The organism is Myxococcus faecalis (genome assembly GCF_050039385.1).
GTDB classification, from domain to species: Bacteria; Myxococcota; Myxococcia; order Myxococcales; family Myxococcaceae; genus Myxococcus; species Myxococcus fulvus.
Map to the genome: position 1 here is coordinate 8,162,523 of NZ_CP144336.1, position 15,372 is coordinate 8,177,894.

Sequence of the window (15,372 nt, forward strand, 5' to 3'; positions counted from 1 at the left end):
CTCAGGGCTTGCCCAGCAGCTCCAGCGCGGACGTCGTCAGCGCGGTGACACCCGTGCGCAGCGTGCGCTCGCGGTCCGGGATGAAGCCGGAGGAGTGCAGGGACGGGAGCGGCTCGCCGCCCGAGCGGGCCTGGAGGAAGCGCTGCGGCTCCACCGCGCCCAGCCACAGGAGCGCGGCGGGGACTCCGGCGCGGCCGTACTCGGAGAAGTCCTCGCCGCCCATGACGGGCTGGGCCTCTCCGACGTTCTTCTCGCCGAGCACGCGCACCACGGCCTCGGTGAGGCGGCGGGTGAGGGCCGGGTCGTTGTAGGTGGCGGGCGTGCCCTCGGTGACGTCGACCTTGGGCGGCCGCGTGGCGCCGGAGGCCAGGGCCTCCGCCTTGGCGATGCGCTCGATGCCCTCCAGGAGCGCCTTGCGGACCTCGGGCTTGTAGGAGCGCACGGTGAGCTGCAGGCGCACGTCGTCCGGGATGATGTTGTGCTTGGTGCCGCCGTGGATGGAGCCCACCGTCACCACCGCGGGCTCCAGCGGGTGCTTCTCCCGGCTGACCAGCGTCTGGAGCGCGAGCACCGTGCGCGCGGCCATCAGGATGGGGTCCACCGTCGTGTGCGGGTACGCGCCGTGTCCGCCCTTGCCGAAGAGGGTGATGTCCACCGAGTCCACGTGGGCCATGGCGTAACCGGACACGTACTCCACGCGGCCCGCGGGCGCCGCCGTGGTGTTGTGCAGCGCCACCGCGAAGTCGGGCTTGGGGAAGCGCTTGAAGAGCCCATCGGCGAGCATCTTCCGCGCGCCGGCCCCAATCTCCTCCGCGGGCTGGCCCACCATCATCAGCGTGCCCTTCCACTGGTCCTTCTTGCGCGAAAGCAGCGTCGCCGTGCCCATCCACACCGTCATGTGCACGTCATGTCCGCAGGCGTGCATCACCGGCACCGTCTGCCCGTCGCCGCCCTTCACCTGCACCTTGCTGGCGTAGGGCAGGCCCGTCTTCTCCTCCATGGGCAGCGCGTCCAGGTCCGTGCGCAGCATGACGGTGGGCCCGGGGCCGTTGCGCAAGAGCGCCACCACGCCCGTGCCGCCGACGCCCGTGGTGACGTCGAAGCCCAGCTTGCGCAGGCGCTCGGCCAGCTTCGCGGCGGTCTTCTCCTCCTGGAAGGACAGCTCGGGGTGCTGGTGCAGGTCGCGGTACAGCGCGTCCAGGTCCGGATAGAGGCCGTCGAGTCCCCCCAGCACGGGGGACGGCTGCGCACGTGCGGCGGACGCGGTCAGCAGGACGACGAGCACGGCCAGCAGGGAAGGGCGGTTCACCAGGAGGTCTCCGGTCCGTTTCGAGGGCCGGGCTACTACAGCACATCGCGCGAGGCCCCGGCGTCCACGCCCCTTGGTCGCCGGGTCATCCCGGACGCACCGACGCGAGTCGCGCCCGCTCCACGTCCGGCGCGAAGCCCGTGCCGCGCAGGAAGTCGAACCAGCGCTCCAGCACCGTCTCCACCGGCGGCAGCTCCACGCCCATCCGCCGGGCCATCGCGAGTGCGGGCTCCACGGGGTAGCGGGCGGTGTCGAGGAAGTCGAGTGACTCGGTGGCCGCGCCCAGCAGCCGCTCGGGCAGCCAGCGCACCCACGACACGGGCAGTGACAGGCGAGGCGCGCGTCGGCCCGAGCGTCGCGCGGTCCAGCGAATCAGCTCGTGGAACGTGGGCGAGCCCGGGTCCATCAGCGTGTACTCCTGCCCCGCGGCCTCCGGAACCTCCACCACGCCCGCCATGAAGCGCGCCACCGTGTCCACCGCGACCACGGGGACGAAGGTGTCCTTCGAGCCCAGGAGGACGGGCATCTTCCCGGCGTGGACGTGGGCCACGGTGTCGCCGAGCCCCAGGCTCTGCACCGTCGCCCCGGTGCGACTGTCTCCGATGACGGAGGACGGGTGCACGGTGGTGATGGGGACGCCCAAGCTCCCGGCGGTCTCCACCGCCACCTGGTGGGACAGCGCCTTGGAGGCCTCATAGGCGCCGGAGTCCTCGAAGCTCAGCGGGGGGGCGGGGACGATTCGCCCCGAGGCGTCGAGCCGCGGTCCGATGCGATAGCCCCCCACGAGCACGAGCCGGCGCAGCGCGGGCAGCTTCGAGGCCAGCTCCACCACGGCGCGGGTCCCCTCCACGTTGGTGCGCTGGGCCTCCTCGGGCGACAGGTGCCAGGCGAAGCGCGCGCCCAGCTGGAACACGTCCCGCACGCCCTGGAGGGCTTGGGTGTCCGCTGGCGTGAGCCCCAGGCCCGGCGCGTCCAGGTCTCCTTCGAGGAACACGAGCCGCTCGGGTGCGCCTCCGAGCGCCGCCACCCAGTCCCGGTAGGGCTGGCTGCGTCCCTGGGCGTTGCGAGCGAGCACGGCGACGTGTCGCCCGCGCCTCGTCAGCTCCGGCACGAGCCAGCGCCCCAGCAATCCCGTGGCGCCGATGACGAGCGAGTCCGGTGACGAATCCTTCATGATGACGACCTCTGTATATAGACCAGTCTACATATTCTGGAGTCGCGCCGACGCGGCCCATCCGCGCACGGCGTGGGCCGCGCTCAGTCGAGTGAGAGCAGGCGCTCCAGTTCCTTGGAGAGCTCCTCGATGGGAGCCCGGCTGCGGTGGGCGCGCATGAGCAGCAGCGCGCCCTCGATGGAGGAGAGCACCAGGGCGGCGCGACGGCGCGACTCGGCGGCCGTGAGTCCCTCGGTCCGGAGCCGCTCGGTGAGCAGCTGCTGCCAGGACTGGAGCGCCTGGGCGGCGGCGGCGCGCACCGGCTCCGGCGTGGCGCCGGAGGACAGCACCACGGCGGACACGGGGCAGCCCTTCTCGAAGCCGGAGGCCTCCGCGCGGTCCGCCAGCTGCGCGAGCGCGCGACGCAGCCCGGTGACGAGGCCCTTGGATGAGGCGAGGTGCTCACCGAGCAGCCGCGTCACCTCCGCGGACGAGGCCTGGAGGGCTTCGATGGCGAGCTGCTCCTTGCCTCCCGGGAAGTGGAAGTAGAGCGAGCCCCGAGGCGCCTTGCCGGCCTCGAGCAGCTCGTTGATGCCCGCGCCGGCGTACCCCGAGCGCTCCAGCATCTCCGCCGCGGCGGCAAGCATCCGCCGACGAGTGTCCTCTCCCTTGCTCACGACCGGATGAATATACCGGTCGTCATATTCTGTCGAGCCCTTCGACGCCGGGGCTCAGCGGCGGCCCTTGCCCAGGCGGGCGATGAAGAGCACGTGGCGGGGGCCCTTGGTGCCGTGGGCGTGGGGGTGGAGGACCTCCACGGTGAAGCCGCACTTCTCCAGGCGCCGCTCGAAGCCAGGGGCGGGGCCCGCGCTCCAGACGCCGAGCGTGCCCCCGGAGCGCAGGGCGCGCGCCGCGTTGGACAGACCAGGCAAGCCGTAGAGGCCCTGGTTGTCGGGGTGGGTGAGCGCGGTGGGCCCGTTGTCCACGTCGAGCAGGATGGTGTCGAACGTCTGCGGGTTGCGGGCCATGACGCGGCTGACGTCGGCCTCGACCACGGAGACGCGCTGGTCCTCCAGCGGCGCGCGGGCGAGGGGCGACAGGTGGGGCCCGCGGTTCCAGGCGACGACGGTGGAGAGCAGCTCCGCCACGGTGACCTGGACCCCCGGGCCCACGGCGTCCAGCACGGCGCGCACGGTGTAGCCGAAGCCGAGTCCACCGACGAGCACCCGTCCGGTGCCTCGGCTCGCCAGCTCCTCGCAGCCGGCCTTCGCGAGCGCCTCCTCGGAGCCGTGCATGCGGCTGGACATCAGCGTCTGTCCGCGCACGCGCAGGACGAGCTCGTCCCCTCGGCGGACCAGGGTGAGCTCCCCCACGTCCGGGACATTGGCGCTCTCGAGTGTCTCCCAGGGCTTCATGCGCCCGGCTCATCGCCCGGAGCGGGCCCGGGGTCAAGCACTCCGCGCGGCACGCCCGGCCCTCGTGCCTCTGCCTGTGTGCAATGCCCTGTCCCGTCCTCATCCATATCCCCGCGAGGGCGCCAGGTCGCGGCGTCCCACCGGAGGAGGCATCCAGGCCATGAACGAGCGCGAGGCTTACCTGCAGAAGATGGACGCCGAGAAGCAGCGCATCGACGCGCGAATCGCGGAGGTCGAGGCACAGGCCGACATCCGTCAGGCACAGGACGAGGTAAAGGAGCTGAGGGGCGTGAAGCAGCGCCGCGAGGCGTTCCACCGCAAGCTGGAGGAGCTGCGCCAGCGCGGCACCGAGGACTTCGAGCGGGGCAAGCAGGAACTGCTGCGCGCCTGCGACGACACCCGCAAGTCGCTCGATGACGCGGAGGAGCAGGCGGGCCAGCGCCGCGCGGCCTACGAGCGCAAGCGCGAGGCGGAGCTGCGGCAGTTGGGGGCCCAGTTCGACGGGTACGAGGCGGACATCTCCCGCTCCCGCGCGGAGGACTCGCTGCTCACGAAGGAGGAGCTGCGCTTCCTGCGCTCGTCGTTGTCCAGCACGGGTGAGGCGCTGCGGCGATTGATGAAGGCCCGGGGCGGCGAGTGGGCGAGGCTGCGGGGGGAGTACGAGGCGTCCTGGCGCGAGCTCGTCGAGAACTCGCGCAAGATTCGCGCGGACAGTCCCGATGTGTCGCAGACCCCGCCGTCCCCGTCCTGAGCTCGCGAGGGAACCCAGGACGTCCCATGCGGGTGGAGGACGTGCGCCGGCGTGACGCGGCCCTCATGGCGCGACACCCGGCGCATCCTGTCGGCACTGGAGACGGGCACGGTACATTCCGAGTCTCCCCCGGAGGCATCGAATGGGCGTGTTCGTCGAGCCGTCACAGTCCTCGCGCGAGTCCACCTCCGCGTCCTCGGCGGGAGGTGGCGCCATGGAGGGGGGCTCGTCGCGCACGAAGGCGCTGGGCGCGCTCCAGCAGGCGCTGGACTCCTCCCCGAGGGTGGTGGCGCAGGCGAAGCAGGCGCAGACGCTCCAGCGCCGTGCCTCGCCGCGCAACGACACGGGCCTTCCGGACTCGCTGAAGTCCGGCGTCGAGTCCCTGTCCGGCATGTCGCTGGACGACGTGCGCGTGCACTACAACTCCTCCGCGCCCGCGCAGCTCCAGGCCCTGGCCTACACGCAGGGCTCGGACATCCACGTGGCGCCGGGCCAGGAGAAGCACCTGGCCCACGAGGCGTGGCACGTCGTGCAGCAGAAGCAGGGACGCGTGCGGCCCACGGCCGAGTTGCAGGGCGCCGCGCTCAACGATGACTCTGGCCTGGAGCACGAGGCCGACGCCATGTCCGCGCGGGCCGCGAGGCTCCCGGCGGAGTCCACGCATGACGTCGCGACCGCGCAGCTCAAGGCGGCTCCGAGCACCGGCTCATCAGGGGCGAGCCTCCCCATCCAGCGGGTCGCGGTGCAGCTTGGCGCGAGTGCCGCGGGGCGCATCAACCAGGTGAACGTGGGCGGGCGCGCCGGCTCGTTGTGGCCCACGGAGCGCCACCACACCACGCCGTGGCAGACGTACCTCGACACCCTCGACCGCGCCCTGCTCGGCCGGACGCCTGCCACCGCCATCAACAACATGAACACCCTGGACAACCACCTGCACCAGCTACCGGGCTGGGACCTGGTCGACAGCCTCACGGACGACAGGCAGGAAGCCCTCCGGGAGGAGATCGACCTGCTGGCCGCCCATCGCGATGCCGCCAACAACGCGGCTCCAGGGACGATGGCCCAGGGATTCTCGCTCCAGGCGTATGTCCAGCAGTGGCTGGTCGTCCGCAGCAAGCTCCCCCTGTCTCAAGCCAACTTCGGAGGCGGCGCGGGCAATGTCGCGAACGACGCCGCCGTCGCCCGAGCGGGTAACGCGGCCGATGGTGGTGGCGTCACCAACGACGAACTCCGGGACGCGCTGTTCAGCCTCTTCGACTTCGACACCGTCCAGAACCTGCATACGAACGAGGACGGAGAGAACGACGAGGGCGAGTACGCCGCCCTGGGGCTCGACCCCGACCAGACGAACGAGAACCTGGACGAGCTGCGCGCCATGCTCTTCGAGCAGCACGCCCGCTCCGTCCGGTTGGCCTATCCGGTGGCCTTCGGAAGGCTCTACGCGAACGTCGACGCGATGGTGGCCGCCATGGAGGCCCACTGGGGCGTCGGGGACGAGTCCGAGGCCGAGGAGTCGGAGGACTCCGAGATGACGGAGACCTCCGACTCCGATTGAGCCCATCCATGAAGAAGCCCCCCGCCCATCCACGAAGGACGGGGCAGGGGGCTCCGAGTGCTTCCGCGGCCGTGTCTACGCCGTGCGCTTCACGTTCTTCGACGCGTCCACCAGCACCTTGGCGAAGGTGAGCCCGTTGGGGCCCGCGTCGGCCTGGATGGTGTCGCCCGGCGCGAAGTCGCAGTTGAGGACCTTGATGGCGAGCGGGTCCAGCAGGTTCTTCTGCACGGCGCGCTTGAGCGGACGGGCGCCGTACGTCGGGTCGTACCCGCGCTCCGCGAGCAGCTCCCGGGCCGCGTCCGTCAGCTCCAGCGTGAGGCGCTTGTCCGCCAGCAGCTTGCCCAGCTTCGCCAGCTGCAGGTCGACGATGCGGTAGATGTCCTTCTTGCGCAGCGGCTCGAAGATGACGATTTCGTCCACGCGGTTGAGGAACTCCGGACGGAAGTGCGCGCGCAGCGCGTCCAGCACCTCGTCGCGCGTCTTCTCGTCCAGCTCGTCCTTGCCCGCCATGCCCGCCTGGATGTCCGCGGAGCCCAGGTTGGACGTCATGATGAGCACCGCGTTCTTGAAGTCCACGGTGCGCCCCTGGCTGTCCGTCAGCCGGCCCTCGTCGAGAATCTGGAGCAGGATGTTGAAGACATCCGGGTGCGCCTTCTCGATCTCGTCGAAGAGCACCACGGTGTACGGCCGGCGGCGCACCGCCTCCGTGAGCTGTCCGCCCTCCTCGTAACCGACGTAGCCCGGGGGCGCGCCGACGAGCCGCGCCACCGCGTGCTTCTCCATGTACTCGGACATGTCGATGCGGACCATGGCCGAGTCATCGTCGAAGAGGAACTCCGCCAGCGCCTTGGCCGTCTCCGTCTTGCCCACGCCCGTGGGGCCCAGGAAGATGAACGAGCCGATGGGCCGGTTGGGGTCCTGCAACCCGCTGCGCGCCCGGCGCACGGCGTTGGACACGGCCTCGATCGGGCTCCTCTGGCCAATCACCCGGTTCGCCAGCCGCTCCTCCATGTGGACCAGCTTCTGGACCTCGCCCTCCATCAGCCGGGAGACGGGGATGCCCGTCCACTTGGCCACCACGGACGCGATGTCCTCCGAGTCCACCTCCTCCTTGAGGAACTTGTGGTTCTTCTGCAGCTCCATGAGCTTGGTGTTCTGCGTCTGGAGCTCCTTCTCCAGGGACGGCAGCACGCCGAACTTCAGCTCCGCGGCGCGGTTCAAATCACCCTGGCGCTCGGCCGCGAGCTGGTCGTTCTTCACCTTCTCCAGCTTCTCCTTCAGCGTCCGGATGCCGGCGATGGCGCCCTTCTCCGCGTCCCAGTGCGCCTTGAGCCCGTCGAAGCGCTCGCGCAGGTTGGCCAGCTCCCGCTCGATGGTGGCCAGACGCTCCTGCGAGTGCAGGTCCGTCTCCTTGCGCAGGCCCTCCTTCTCGATCTGGAGCTGCGTCATCTTCCGGCGCATGTCGTCCAGCTCGGTGGGCATGGAGTCGATTTCGATGCGCAGGCGGCTGCCGGCCTCGTCGACCAGGTCGATGGCCTTGTCCGGCAGGAAGCGGTCCGCGATGTAGCGGTGGCTGAGCGTGGCGGCGGCCACCAGCGCGCTGTCCTGGATGCGCACGCCGTGGTGCACCTCGTAGCGCTCCTTGAGGCCCCGCAGGATGCTGATGGTGTCGTGCACGCTGGGCTCGCCCACGTACACGGGCTGGAAGCGGCGCTCCAGCGCGGCGTCCTTCTCGATGTGCTTGCGGTACTCGTCCAGCGTCGTCGCGCCGATGCAGTGCAGCTCGCCGCGCGACAGCGCCGGCTTGAGCATGTTGCCCGCGTCCATCGCGCCCTCGGCCTTGCCCGCGCCGACAATCGTGTGGATTTCGTCGATGAAGAGGATGACCTGGCCCGCGGAGTCGGAGACCTCCTTGAGCACCGCCTTGAGCCGCTCCTCGAACTCACCGCGGTACTTGGCGCCCGCCACCATGGCGCCCAGGTCCAGCGTGATGAGCTGCTTGTTCTTCAGGCCCTCCGGCACGTCGCCGTCGACGATGCGCCGCGCCAGGCCCTCCGCGATGGCCGTCTTGCCCACGCCCGGCTCGCCGATGAGCACCGGGTTGTTCTTGCTGCGCCGGCTGAGCACCTGGACACAGCGGCGGATCTCCTCGTCGCGGCCGATGACCGGATCCAACTTGCCCGCGCGCGCGGCCTCCGTCAGGTCGCGCCCGTACTTCTCCAGCGCCTGATACGTGGACTCCGCGTCCTGGCTCGTCACGCGGCCGGAGCCCCGGACCTCCTTGAGGCTCGACAGCACGCGCTCGCGCGTGACGCCCGAGGCCTTCATGATTTCGCCGACGGTGCCCTTGTCCTGCGTGAGCGCCAGCAGCAGGTGCTCGGAGGAGATGAACTCGTCCTTGAGCGCCTTGGCCTCGTCGTCGGCCTTGTCGAAGGTCTTCAGCAGGCGCTGGCCGAGCATCGCGCTCTCACCGCCCTGCATCCGCGGCAGCTTGCCGAGCGCCTCGCCCAGACGGGACGCGAACAGCTTCACGTCCGCGCCAATCTTGCGAAGCAGCGGGTCGACGAGGCCGTCCTTCTGACCCAACAGCGCGGCGGCCAGGTGCTCCGGCTCGTACTGGGGATTGTCGGCGCGGCGGGCCAGCGTCTGGCCCTCTTGGATGGCTTCCTGGGCCTTCACCGTGAACTTATCGAGTCGCATACACTCAACGTAAGAGTCGCGGAGGCCTTGGCAAGTTGGTGCGGTGCGTCACGAGTCGTGCCCGGGGCTGCGCCGGAAGCGGAATACTTTGGACTCCTGGTAGCGGCTGGCTTTTCGAGGTGCCTGGGTTGCCACGAGGGACGTGGCTCGGTTATAGGCGGCGCGCACCCGCGGGGGGCTGAACCTGGAAGCGCACGGCGGCTATCTCATTCGACTCGAAAGCTTCGGCGGGCTGGAGTTGCTCCGGCAGGCCCGCGAGGCGCTGCAGCTGGACGGCGCGTCGGGCGCCACCGGGCTGCAGGTGTCGGTCAACCGTCGCCGCAAGGTGGTCCGGCTGGCCTACGTGGCGCCCTTCACCCAGGGCCGGCCCGGCGCCCACTGGTACGCGGCGCACCATGCGCTGCCCCGGCTGCTGTCCCGCGCGGCCAACACCACCGTGCACGCGTACGTGTACGACCCGGACGAGGGCGAGGAGGTCATCGCCTACGGCAACGGTCGGCGCGTGGGCGGCGAGCGGGTGGTCTACGACAACGTGGACCTGCCGGAGGGCCGTCCGGAGGATTTGGACGAGGCCGCCTTCCTGCACATGCAGTCACGCTGGCCCATGGGGCACCTGGCGCACGTCTTCGGGCTGTCGCGGCAGGCGCTCCTGAAGCTGCCCGTGACGGGGCAGGTGCTGGGGCTGGAGGACTCCACCGCGGACGTGGAGGCGGTGCTGGAGTCCCTGCTGCCGGGCTCCGTGGCGCCCCACGCCCACTGAGGAAGCACGGCTAGCCGTCGACGGCGCCGTCCTGGGTGACGAGCGCCTGGCGCACGGACTCGCTGCGGAAGAACTGGCCAATCACGGCGAAGGTCCCCGCGATGAGCGTGGTGCCCGCCACCGTCATGCCCAGGGCGAGCCAGGGCGCCACGGTGGTGACGGCCTCGGCGGCGGAGGGGTCCTGATACTCGGGGCGCTGGGCGAGCGTCTGGGCCAGGGTGACGCCCACGCGTCGGGCCACCACGGCCCACTGGGCGCCGTCGATGGTGCGCAGCACCGCCACCGTGACGGCGGCGCGGCCGAGCATCCGGCCCATGGCGCCCCGGGGCAGGTCGCCGGGGCGGAGCATGCGCAGGGCGGACACGAAGACGAAGGCACACGCCACGGCGAGCACGCCCATCAGCGCGGCACGCGGCTCACGCATGGGCTCGAGCGCCTGGTACTGCGTCTCCAGCAGGTGCTGGAGCACGGCCGGGTCATTGCCGAGGAGGAGCGGCGGGCCCTTCTCCAGGTGCTGGGAGCGCACCTCGTAGAAGTGCGCCAGCTCCGTGGCCTCGTTCAGGGATGCCCAGCCCGTCAACGCGGCGAGGATGCAGGCCACCAGCGCCGCGAAGCGGATGTGCCCGGGCAGCGAGCCCGAGCGGGGAGCAGACACCGTCACCGCTTGCTTGCCTCCACGAAGCGCAGTCGCAAGTCGGCGAGCAACCCGTCGAAGAGCTTCTCCTCTTCGGCCGTCAGGTTGCCCCGCGTCTTCAGCCGCAGCATCGACAACAGGTCCAGGTTCTGCCGGGCCAGCGGCAGGTCCTTCGTCGTCTGGCCCGTTTCGGGGTTCGGCGCATCACCCAGGTAGATGAGCACCGCGGTGCCCAGCCCCATGATGAACGTGGTGAAGCCGATGGGCTCCTCGGACGCGGAGCGCGCTTCCCCCCGCATGACGAAGGTCTCGCCGCGCTTCTCGTCCGCGGGGCTCATGGATTGTTCGGCTCGTCTTCGGAGGAGGCGACGGCGGCCAGGTCGGCCTCGTCGTTGTTGGTGACGGGGGCCTCGTCGTCCGCCTCGTCGGCCTCATCGGACTCGTCCACGTCGTCCGTCTCGTCCTCGTCGTCGTAGTCGTCCTCCACGTCGTCGAGCATGAAGGTCTCCACCGGGACGGACTTGTCCGCCACATCAGGCAGGCTCTCGAGGTAGCGCTTGTGCGCCTTCTCGTCCAACTGGCCCGAGCGCAGGTACCGCTCCGCGGTGCGCTTATCGAGGTGCTTGGGGTCCACCGTGTCCGCCATGTTTCAAATCCTCAGAATTGCTTGGAAAACAGCGCGCCACCTTATAGCAGAGGGGCCGCCTGTCAACGCCGCCGTCCCGTCTTCCCAGTGCCGATGAACGTCCCGCCCCGTCCGCTGCTTCCCCCCGGCCTCTATCTGTTGTGCGACGACACCGTGTTGCCGGGCATTCCGCTGGTGGCCAAGGCGGAGCGCCTGCTGGCGGGCGGCGCGCGGGTGGTGCAGCTGCGGATGAAGCGCACGCCCGTCCGCGAGGCGCTGGAGGTGGCGCGGACGGTGGTGGCGCTGTGCCGGAGCGCGGGCGCGGTGTGCCTGCTCAATGACCGGGTGGACCTGGCGCTGTTGTCGGACGCGCACGGGGTGCACGTGGGGGACGAGGACCTGCCCGCCCGGGATGCGCGGGCGCTGTTGGGGCCCGGCCGGCTGGTGGGCGTCACGGTGCGAGATGAGCGCGGCGCGCGGGAGGCGCTGGAGGCGGGCGCGGACTACGTGGGCGTGGGGCCGGTCTTCGGCACGACGACGAAGGCGGTGCCGGCGCCGGTGCTGGGGTTGGAGGGGCTTTCGCGCGTGGTGAAGGGCAGCGCGTTGCCGGTGGTGGGGATTGGCGGCGTGGGGCTCGCCAACGTGGCGAGCGTGGCGGCGACGGGCGCGCATGGCGCGGCGGTGGTGTCGGACGCGCTGCTCGCCCAGGACATCGCCGAGCGGGTGCGGCTGCTCGCGGGCGCGTTTGAACGAGGCCGTGTGGGGGGGTAGGTTCGTCCGACGGACTCCCCCATGAACAATCATCCGCGACACCATGGTCAGCCGCCCCGGCGGCCCAACATCGGCATCACCCCGGACTGGAGCCAGCCCGAGGACCAGCCCTTCGCGAGGTACGAGCTGAAGGTGCCCTACGCGGAGGCGGTGCTGCGCGCCGGAGGGCTTCCCTTCGTGTTGCCGTACGCGGACGACCCCACGTGCGTGGAGGCGTATCTGGACCGGGTGTCGGGGCTGCTCGTCACCGGCGGCGCGTTCGACATCCCGCCCGAGGCGTACGGCGAGACGGCGCGCGAGGGACTGGGCGCGCTCAAGGAGGGGCGCACCGCGTTCGAGGCCGCGCTGATGCGTGGGGCGCTCAAGCGGAACATGCCCGTGCTGGGCATCTGCGGCGGCATGCAGCTGCTCAACGTGGTGCTGGGCGGCACGTTGTTCCAGGACATCGGCCGCGAGGTGCAGGGCGCGCGCGAGCATGAGCAGAAGCACGACCGCACCCAGCCTCAGCACCCGGTGGACGTGCGCAGCGGCTCGCTGTTGGCGGAGGCCGTGGGCCATGGCCAGCTGATGGTGAACTCCACGCACCATCAGGCGGTGCGCACGGCGGGCAAGGACGTGAGCATCTGCGCGATGGCGCCGGACGGCGTGGTGGAGGCCATCGAGTCCACCACCCACGCGTTCGCCGTGGGCGTGCAGTGGCACCCCGAGTACATGTCCACGACGATTCCCGTGCACGTGGGGCTGTACAAGACCTTCGTGCAGAAGGCGCGTGAGCATCGGCGATGAGCCCGAGGGTGGTGCTGCTCGCGGGGCTGGAGCCGACGGGGCGGGCGGGGCTGCTGGCGGACGTGGCCGCGGTGCGCGCGCTGGGTGGGCAGCCCGTCGCGGTGCCGCTGGCGCAGACGGCGCAGGGTCGGCGGACGTTCTCCTGGACGGCGTCTCCTCCGCGCGTGGTGACCGCGCAGCTCACCGCCGCGCGCGAGCTGGGGGAGGTGCACGCGGTGAAGTGGGGGATGGTGCCGGGGCTGCCGCAGCTGGAGGCCGCGAGCCGCGCACTGAAGAGCGCGAAGGCGTGGTGGGTGGTGGACCCGGTGGTCTTCACGTCACGGGGGCAGCGACTGTCGCGCCTGTCCGCGCGGCGCTACCTGGCGCTCGCGGGGCCGCGGGTGGTGCTCACGCCGAACCTCGATGAGGCGGGGTGGCTTCTGGGGCGGCCCGTGCCAGAGGACGTGGCGGGTGCGCGCGCGGCGGCGACGGAGCTGCTCTCGCATGGTTTCGGCGGAGTGCTGGTGAAGGGCGGGCATCTGCCCGACACGGGGGCGCTGGCGGACGTGCTGGCCACGCCTGATGGCGTGCTCGAGGTGAAGGGTCAGCGGCTCGCGCGCTCCCCGGAGAAGCGCGGGACGGGGTGCCGGCTGGCGTCGGCGCTGGCCACGGAGCTGGGGCGCGGCCAGTCGCTCGAGGCGGCCACGCGCACCGCGCGCAAGCTGGTGATCCGCTACCTGAAGACAGGCCGCGAGTAGGGCTCCACGGGTCGCGCTGGCTGCGGCAGAGCACTGGCGGTGTCGAGGTGAGGTCGGGCCGCGAGTAGGGCTCCACAGGTATCGCTGGTTGCGGCAGAGCACTGGCAGCGTCGAGGTGAAGTCGGGCCGCGAGCAAGTGCATTCCTCGGGGCCGCGCTGGCTGCGGCAGCGCACTGCCGACGTCGAGGCGCGTGCGGCGGCGTCGAGGTGAAGCCGGACCGCGAGCAGGCGCACGCCTTGGGGCCGCGCTGGCTGCGGCAGCGCCCTGCCGTCGTCGAGGCGCGTGCGGCGGCGTCGAGGTGAAGCCAGACTGCGCGTAGGTTCGCTCTTCGGGGCCGCGCTGGCTGCGGCAGCGCACTGCCGGCGTCGAGGCGCGTGCGGTAGCGTCGCGGTGAAGCCGGACCGCGAGCAGGCCCACTCCTCGGGGCCGCGCTGGCTGCGGCAGCGCACTGCCGGCATCGAGGCGCGTGCGGCAGCGTCGAGGTGAAGCCGGACCGCGAGCAGGCCCACTCCTCGGGGCCGCGCTGGCTGCGGCAGCGCCCTGCCGGCGTCGAGGCACGTGCGGCAGCGTCGAGGTGAAGCCGGACCGTGCGTAGGGTCGCTCCTCGGACCGCGCTGGCTGCGGTGCGCGGCCCAGGGCGTCATCACGCACTCACTGGCTGCGCGACTCGCGCAGCGGCGCCGAGCCCCGCGGCGCCATGAGCCGTCGTGAGTGCGGCTCCGCCCGAGGTCCGGGCGGGGACCTACTCGCCGCGGCTGCGGCTCTCGAAGCGGGTGTACTCGGCGAGGAACACCAGCGGGATTTCGCCGATGGGGCCGTTGCGCTGCTTGGCGATGATGAGCTCGACGGGGATGACGGTGGTGGCGCCCGTGGACGGGGGCGGAGCCTCGCCGCCTTCCTCCACCTCTTCACGGTGGATGAACATCACCACGTCGGCGTCCTGCTCGATGGAGCCGGACTCACGCAGGTCCGACAGCATGGGCTTGCCGCCCTTGCGCTCCTCGACCTTACGGCTGAGCTGACTGAGGGCGATGATGGGCACCTCCAGCTCCTTGGCCAGCTGCTTGAGGGCACGGGAGATTTCGGCGACCTCCAACTGACGGCTCTCCACCTTGCCCTTCTGATGCATGAGCTGGAGGTAGTCGATGATGAGGAGCGACAGGCGCGGGTCCTTCTGCTTCACGCGCCGCGCCTTCGCGCGCAAGTCGAACGGCGACAGACCGCCGGAGTCGTCGATGTAGATGGGCGCGTTGTAGAGCGCGCCCGCCATCTCCTGGAACTTCTCCTCGTCATGCGGAGAGAGCCGGCCGCCACGCAGCTTCTTCATGTCCACCCGCGCGGTGGACGCGAGCAGACGCATGAGCAACTGGTCGGCGGGCATTTCCAGGCTGAAGATGCCGACGGCCTTGTTGTCCTTGAGCGCCGCGTGCACCGCCATGTTCATGGCGAACGACGTCTTGCCGACACCCGGACGGGCCGCGAGGATGATGAGCTCGCCGGCGTGCAGGCCCGTGAGCTGGTTGTCCAGGTCGATGTAGCCGGTCGACAGGCCGGTGATGCCCGTCGCCGCCGACTTCATCTTGTCGAGCAGGTCGAGCGTCTGCTCCATCAGCTCGCTGACCGGACGCAGATCTCCTTCGCGCTTCTTCTCTGCGAGGAGGAACACCTTGCGCTCGGCCTCGTCGAGCAGCACCTCCAGCTCGCCCGTCTCCTGGCTGGCGAGCTCTTGAATCTCCCGGCCCACGTTCGCGAGCCGGCGCCGCAGCGCCTGGTCCTTGACGATGTTCGCGTACTGGACGGCGTTGGAGGCCAGGGGGACGACCTGGTCCAGCCGCATCAGGTACGCGGGGCCACCCACGGCGACGAGCTGCCCGAGGACCTTCAGCTCCTCCGCCAGCGTCAGGTGGTCGACCTGCTTGCTCTGGCCGTCCAGGCGGATCATCGCCGCGAAGATCTGGGCGTGCGCCGGGCTGGAGAAGTCGTCCGCGTGGACGACTTCGCCCACCGCGGCGATGAGTGAGTTGTCGGCGAGCACGGACCCTAGGACCGCGCGCTCGGCGGCGAGGTCCTCGTGGACCTTTCGCCCATCTCTGACGTCGAGGGAGTTCTCCATGGCTGCCCGCCCACTCTACAGGCGGCTCTGACATCTCCCTATTTTTCCGCCACAGACCTGTA

Annotated in this window: 15 protein-coding genes; 6 read left to right on the top strand and 9 right to left on the bottom strand. The window is 70.8% G+C overall.

Annotation, left to right across the window (positions count from 1 at the left end; genetic code table 11):
* Window position 1 precedes the first annotated feature (1 nt).
* The 4 genes from VZQ01_RS32920 to VZQ01_RS32935 all read right to left on the bottom strand — a co-directional run bounded on the left by VZQ01_RS32920 (window position 2) and on the right by VZQ01_RS32935 (window position 3,877).
* Window positions 2-1,309, bottom strand: a complete 1,308-nt coding sequence (locus tag VZQ01_RS32920) for an amidohydrolase (protein ID WP_426745627.1) — start codon at window positions 1,307-1,309, stop codon at window positions 2-4.
* A gap of 85 nt (window positions 1,310-1,394) precedes the next feature.
* On the bottom strand, window positions 1,395-2,483 hold the full coding sequence (locus tag VZQ01_RS32925; protein WP_223784013.1) for an SDR family oxidoreductase: 1,089 nt from the start codon (window positions 2,481-2,483) through the stop codon (window positions 1,395-1,397).
* A gap of 83 nt (window positions 2,484-2,566) precedes the next feature.
* A complete protein-coding gene (locus VZQ01_RS32930; RefSeq protein WP_408889737.1) occupies window positions 2,567-3,109 on the bottom strand; it encodes a TetR/AcrR family transcriptional regulator in 543 nt (180 codons plus the stop codon).
* 84 nt (window positions 3,110-3,193) lie between these two features.
* The gene (locus VZQ01_RS32935; protein WP_223784015.1) at window positions 3,194-3,877 is read right to left on the bottom strand and encodes a spermidine synthase; all 684 of its coding nucleotides are present in this window, start codon (window positions 3,875-3,877) and stop codon (window positions 3,194-3,196) included.
* Window positions 3,878-4,037: 160 nt separating this feature from the next.
* Here VZQ01_RS32935 and VZQ01_RS32940 point away from each other — a divergent pair, with 160 nt between their 5' ends.
* Together VZQ01_RS32940 and VZQ01_RS32945 are read left to right on the top strand one after the other, a co-directional pair.
* Window positions 4,038-4,628 (top strand): BAR domain-containing protein, encoded by a 591-nt coding sequence (locus VZQ01_RS32940; protein ID WP_426745628.1) that lies wholly within the window; start codon window positions 4,038-4,040, stop codon window positions 4,626-4,628.
* Between the two features lie 142 nt (window positions 4,629-4,770).
* Window positions 4,771-6,183 carry an eCIS core domain-containing protein gene (locus VZQ01_RS32945; RefSeq protein WP_426745629.1) on the top strand — a complete coding sequence of 471 codons (1,413 nt, stop codon included), beginning with the start codon at window positions 4,771-4,773 and terminating at the stop codon, window positions 6,181-6,183.
* A 75-nt stretch (window positions 6,184-6,258) separates the two neighbouring features.
* On the opposite strand, the gene clpB is transcribed toward VZQ01_RS32945, so the two are convergent.
* Window positions 6,259-8,883 carry an ATP-dependent chaperone ClpB gene (gene clpB / locus VZQ01_RS32950; RefSeq protein ID WP_426745630.1) on the bottom strand — a complete coding sequence of 875 codons (2,625 nt, stop codon included), beginning with the start codon at window positions 8,881-8,883 and terminating at the stop codon, window positions 6,259-6,261.
* Between the two features lie 238 nt (window positions 8,884-9,121).
* On the opposite strand from clpB, the gene VZQ01_RS32955 reads away from it, so the two are divergent.
* Entirely contained in the window at window positions 9,122-9,643 is a 522-nt protein-coding gene (locus VZQ01_RS32955) for a hypothetical protein (protein WP_141325143.1), read from the top strand.
* A gap of 10 nt (window positions 9,644-9,653) precedes the next feature.
* Here VZQ01_RS32955 and VZQ01_RS32960 read toward each other — a convergent pair whose 3' ends face one another.
* Genes VZQ01_RS32960 through VZQ01_RS32970 form a run of 3 tightly spaced genes read right to left on the bottom strand, consistent with a single transcriptional unit; the run spans window position 9,654 to window position 10,923 of the window.
* Window positions 9,654-10,304, bottom strand: coding sequence for a hypothetical protein (locus VZQ01_RS32960; RefSeq protein WP_223745549.1), 651 nt, complete (start codon window positions 10,302-10,304; stop codon window positions 9,654-9,656).
* Entirely contained in the window at window positions 10,301-10,615 is a 315-nt protein-coding gene (locus VZQ01_RS32965) for a DUF1844 domain-containing protein (protein ID WP_223745550.1), read from the bottom strand. Before VZQ01_RS32965 ends, VZQ01_RS32960 begins: the two co-directional genes overlap by 4 nt.
* The gene (locus VZQ01_RS32970) at window positions 10,612-10,923 is read right to left on the bottom strand and encodes an RNA polymerase subunit sigma (protein WP_223745551.1); all 312 of its coding nucleotides are present in this window, start codon (window positions 10,921-10,923) and stop codon (window positions 10,612-10,614) included. Before VZQ01_RS32970 ends, VZQ01_RS32965 begins: the two co-directional genes overlap by 4 nt.
* A gap of 93 nt (window positions 10,924-11,016) precedes the next feature.
* Here VZQ01_RS32970 and thiE point away from each other — a divergent pair, with 93 nt between their 5' ends.
* From thiE to thiD, 3 genes are read left to right on the top strand one after another with little or no spacing between them, the layout of a single operon-like run.
* On the top strand, window positions 11,017-11,673 hold the full coding sequence (thiE, locus tag VZQ01_RS32975; protein WP_248545935.1) for a thiamine phosphate synthase: 657 nt from the start codon (window positions 11,017-11,019) through the stop codon (window positions 11,671-11,673).
* Window positions 11,674-11,694: 21 nt separating this feature from the next.
* Complete coding sequence (locus VZQ01_RS32980; RefSeq protein ID WP_223745552.1) at window positions 11,695-12,459, top strand: gamma-glutamyl-gamma-aminobutyrate hydrolase family protein; 765 nt, start codon at window positions 11,695-11,697, stop codon at window positions 12,457-12,459.
* Window positions 12,456-13,196 carry a bifunctional hydroxymethylpyrimidine kinase/phosphomethylpyrimidine kinase gene (gene thiD, locus VZQ01_RS32985; protein ID WP_141325147.1) on the top strand — a complete coding sequence of 247 codons (741 nt, stop codon included), beginning with the start codon at window positions 12,456-12,458 and terminating at the stop codon, window positions 13,194-13,196. Before VZQ01_RS32980 ends, thiD begins: the two co-directional genes overlap by 4 nt.
* A 743-nt stretch (window positions 13,197-13,939) precedes the next feature.
* Here the strand turns inward: thiD and dnaB are convergent.
* The gene (dnaB, locus tag VZQ01_RS32990; protein ID WP_046715141.1) at window positions 13,940-15,310 is read right to left on the bottom strand and encodes a replicative DNA helicase; all 1,371 of its coding nucleotides are present in this window, start codon (window positions 15,308-15,310) and stop codon (window positions 13,940-13,942) included.
* Window positions 15,311-15,372 lie beyond the last annotated feature (62 nt).

What these genes read in the sequence shown, in the direction of transcription:
- VZQ01_RS32925 (WP_223784013.1), bottom strand. Translation starts at nt 2,483, where the DNA reads ATGAAGGATTCGTCACCGGACTCGCTCGTCATCGGCGCCACGGGATTG.
- VZQ01_RS32930 (WP_408889737.1), bottom strand. Translation starts at nt 3,109, where the DNA reads ATGCTTGCCGCCGCGGCGGAGATGCTGGAGCGCTCGGGGTACGCCGGC.
- VZQ01_RS32935 (WP_223784015.1), bottom strand. Translation starts at nt 3,877, where the DNA reads ATGAAGCCCTGGGAGACACTCGAGAGCGCCAATGTCCCGGACGTGGGG.
- VZQ01_RS32940 (WP_426745628.1), top strand. Translation starts at nt 4,038, where the DNA reads ATGAACGAGCGCGAGGCTTACCTGCAGAAGATGGACGCCGAGAAGCAG.
- VZQ01_RS32945 (WP_426745629.1), top strand. Translation starts at nt 4,771, where the DNA reads ATGGGCGTGTTCGTCGAGCCGTCACAGTCCTCGCGCGAGTCCACCTCC.
- clpB (WP_426745630.1), bottom strand. Translation starts at nt 8,883, where the DNA reads ATGCGACTCGATAAGTTCACGGTGAAGGCCCAGGAAGCCATCCAAGAG.
- VZQ01_RS32965 (WP_223745550.1), bottom strand. Translation starts at nt 10,615, where the DNA reads ATGAGCCCCGCGGACGAGAAGCGCGGCGAGACCTTCGTCATGCGGGGG.
- VZQ01_RS32970 (WP_223745551.1), bottom strand. Translation starts at nt 10,923, where the DNA reads ATGGCGGACACGGTGGACCCCAAGCACCTCGATAAGCGCACCGCGGAG.
- thiE (WP_248545935.1), top strand. Translation starts at nt 11,017, where the DNA reads ATGAACGTCCCGCCCCGTCCGCTGCTTCCCCCCGGCCTCTATCTGTTG.
- VZQ01_RS32980 (WP_223745552.1), top strand. Translation starts at nt 11,695, where the DNA reads ATGAACAATCATCCGCGACACCATGGTCAGCCGCCCCGGCGGCCCAAC.
- thiD (WP_141325147.1), top strand. Translation starts at nt 12,456, where the DNA reads ATGAGCCCGAGGGTGGTGCTGCTCGCGGGGCTGGAGCCGACGGGGCGG.
- dnaB (WP_046715141.1), bottom strand. Translation starts at nt 15,310, where the DNA reads ATGGAGAACTCCCTCGACGTCAGAGATGGGCGAAAGGTCCACGAGGAC.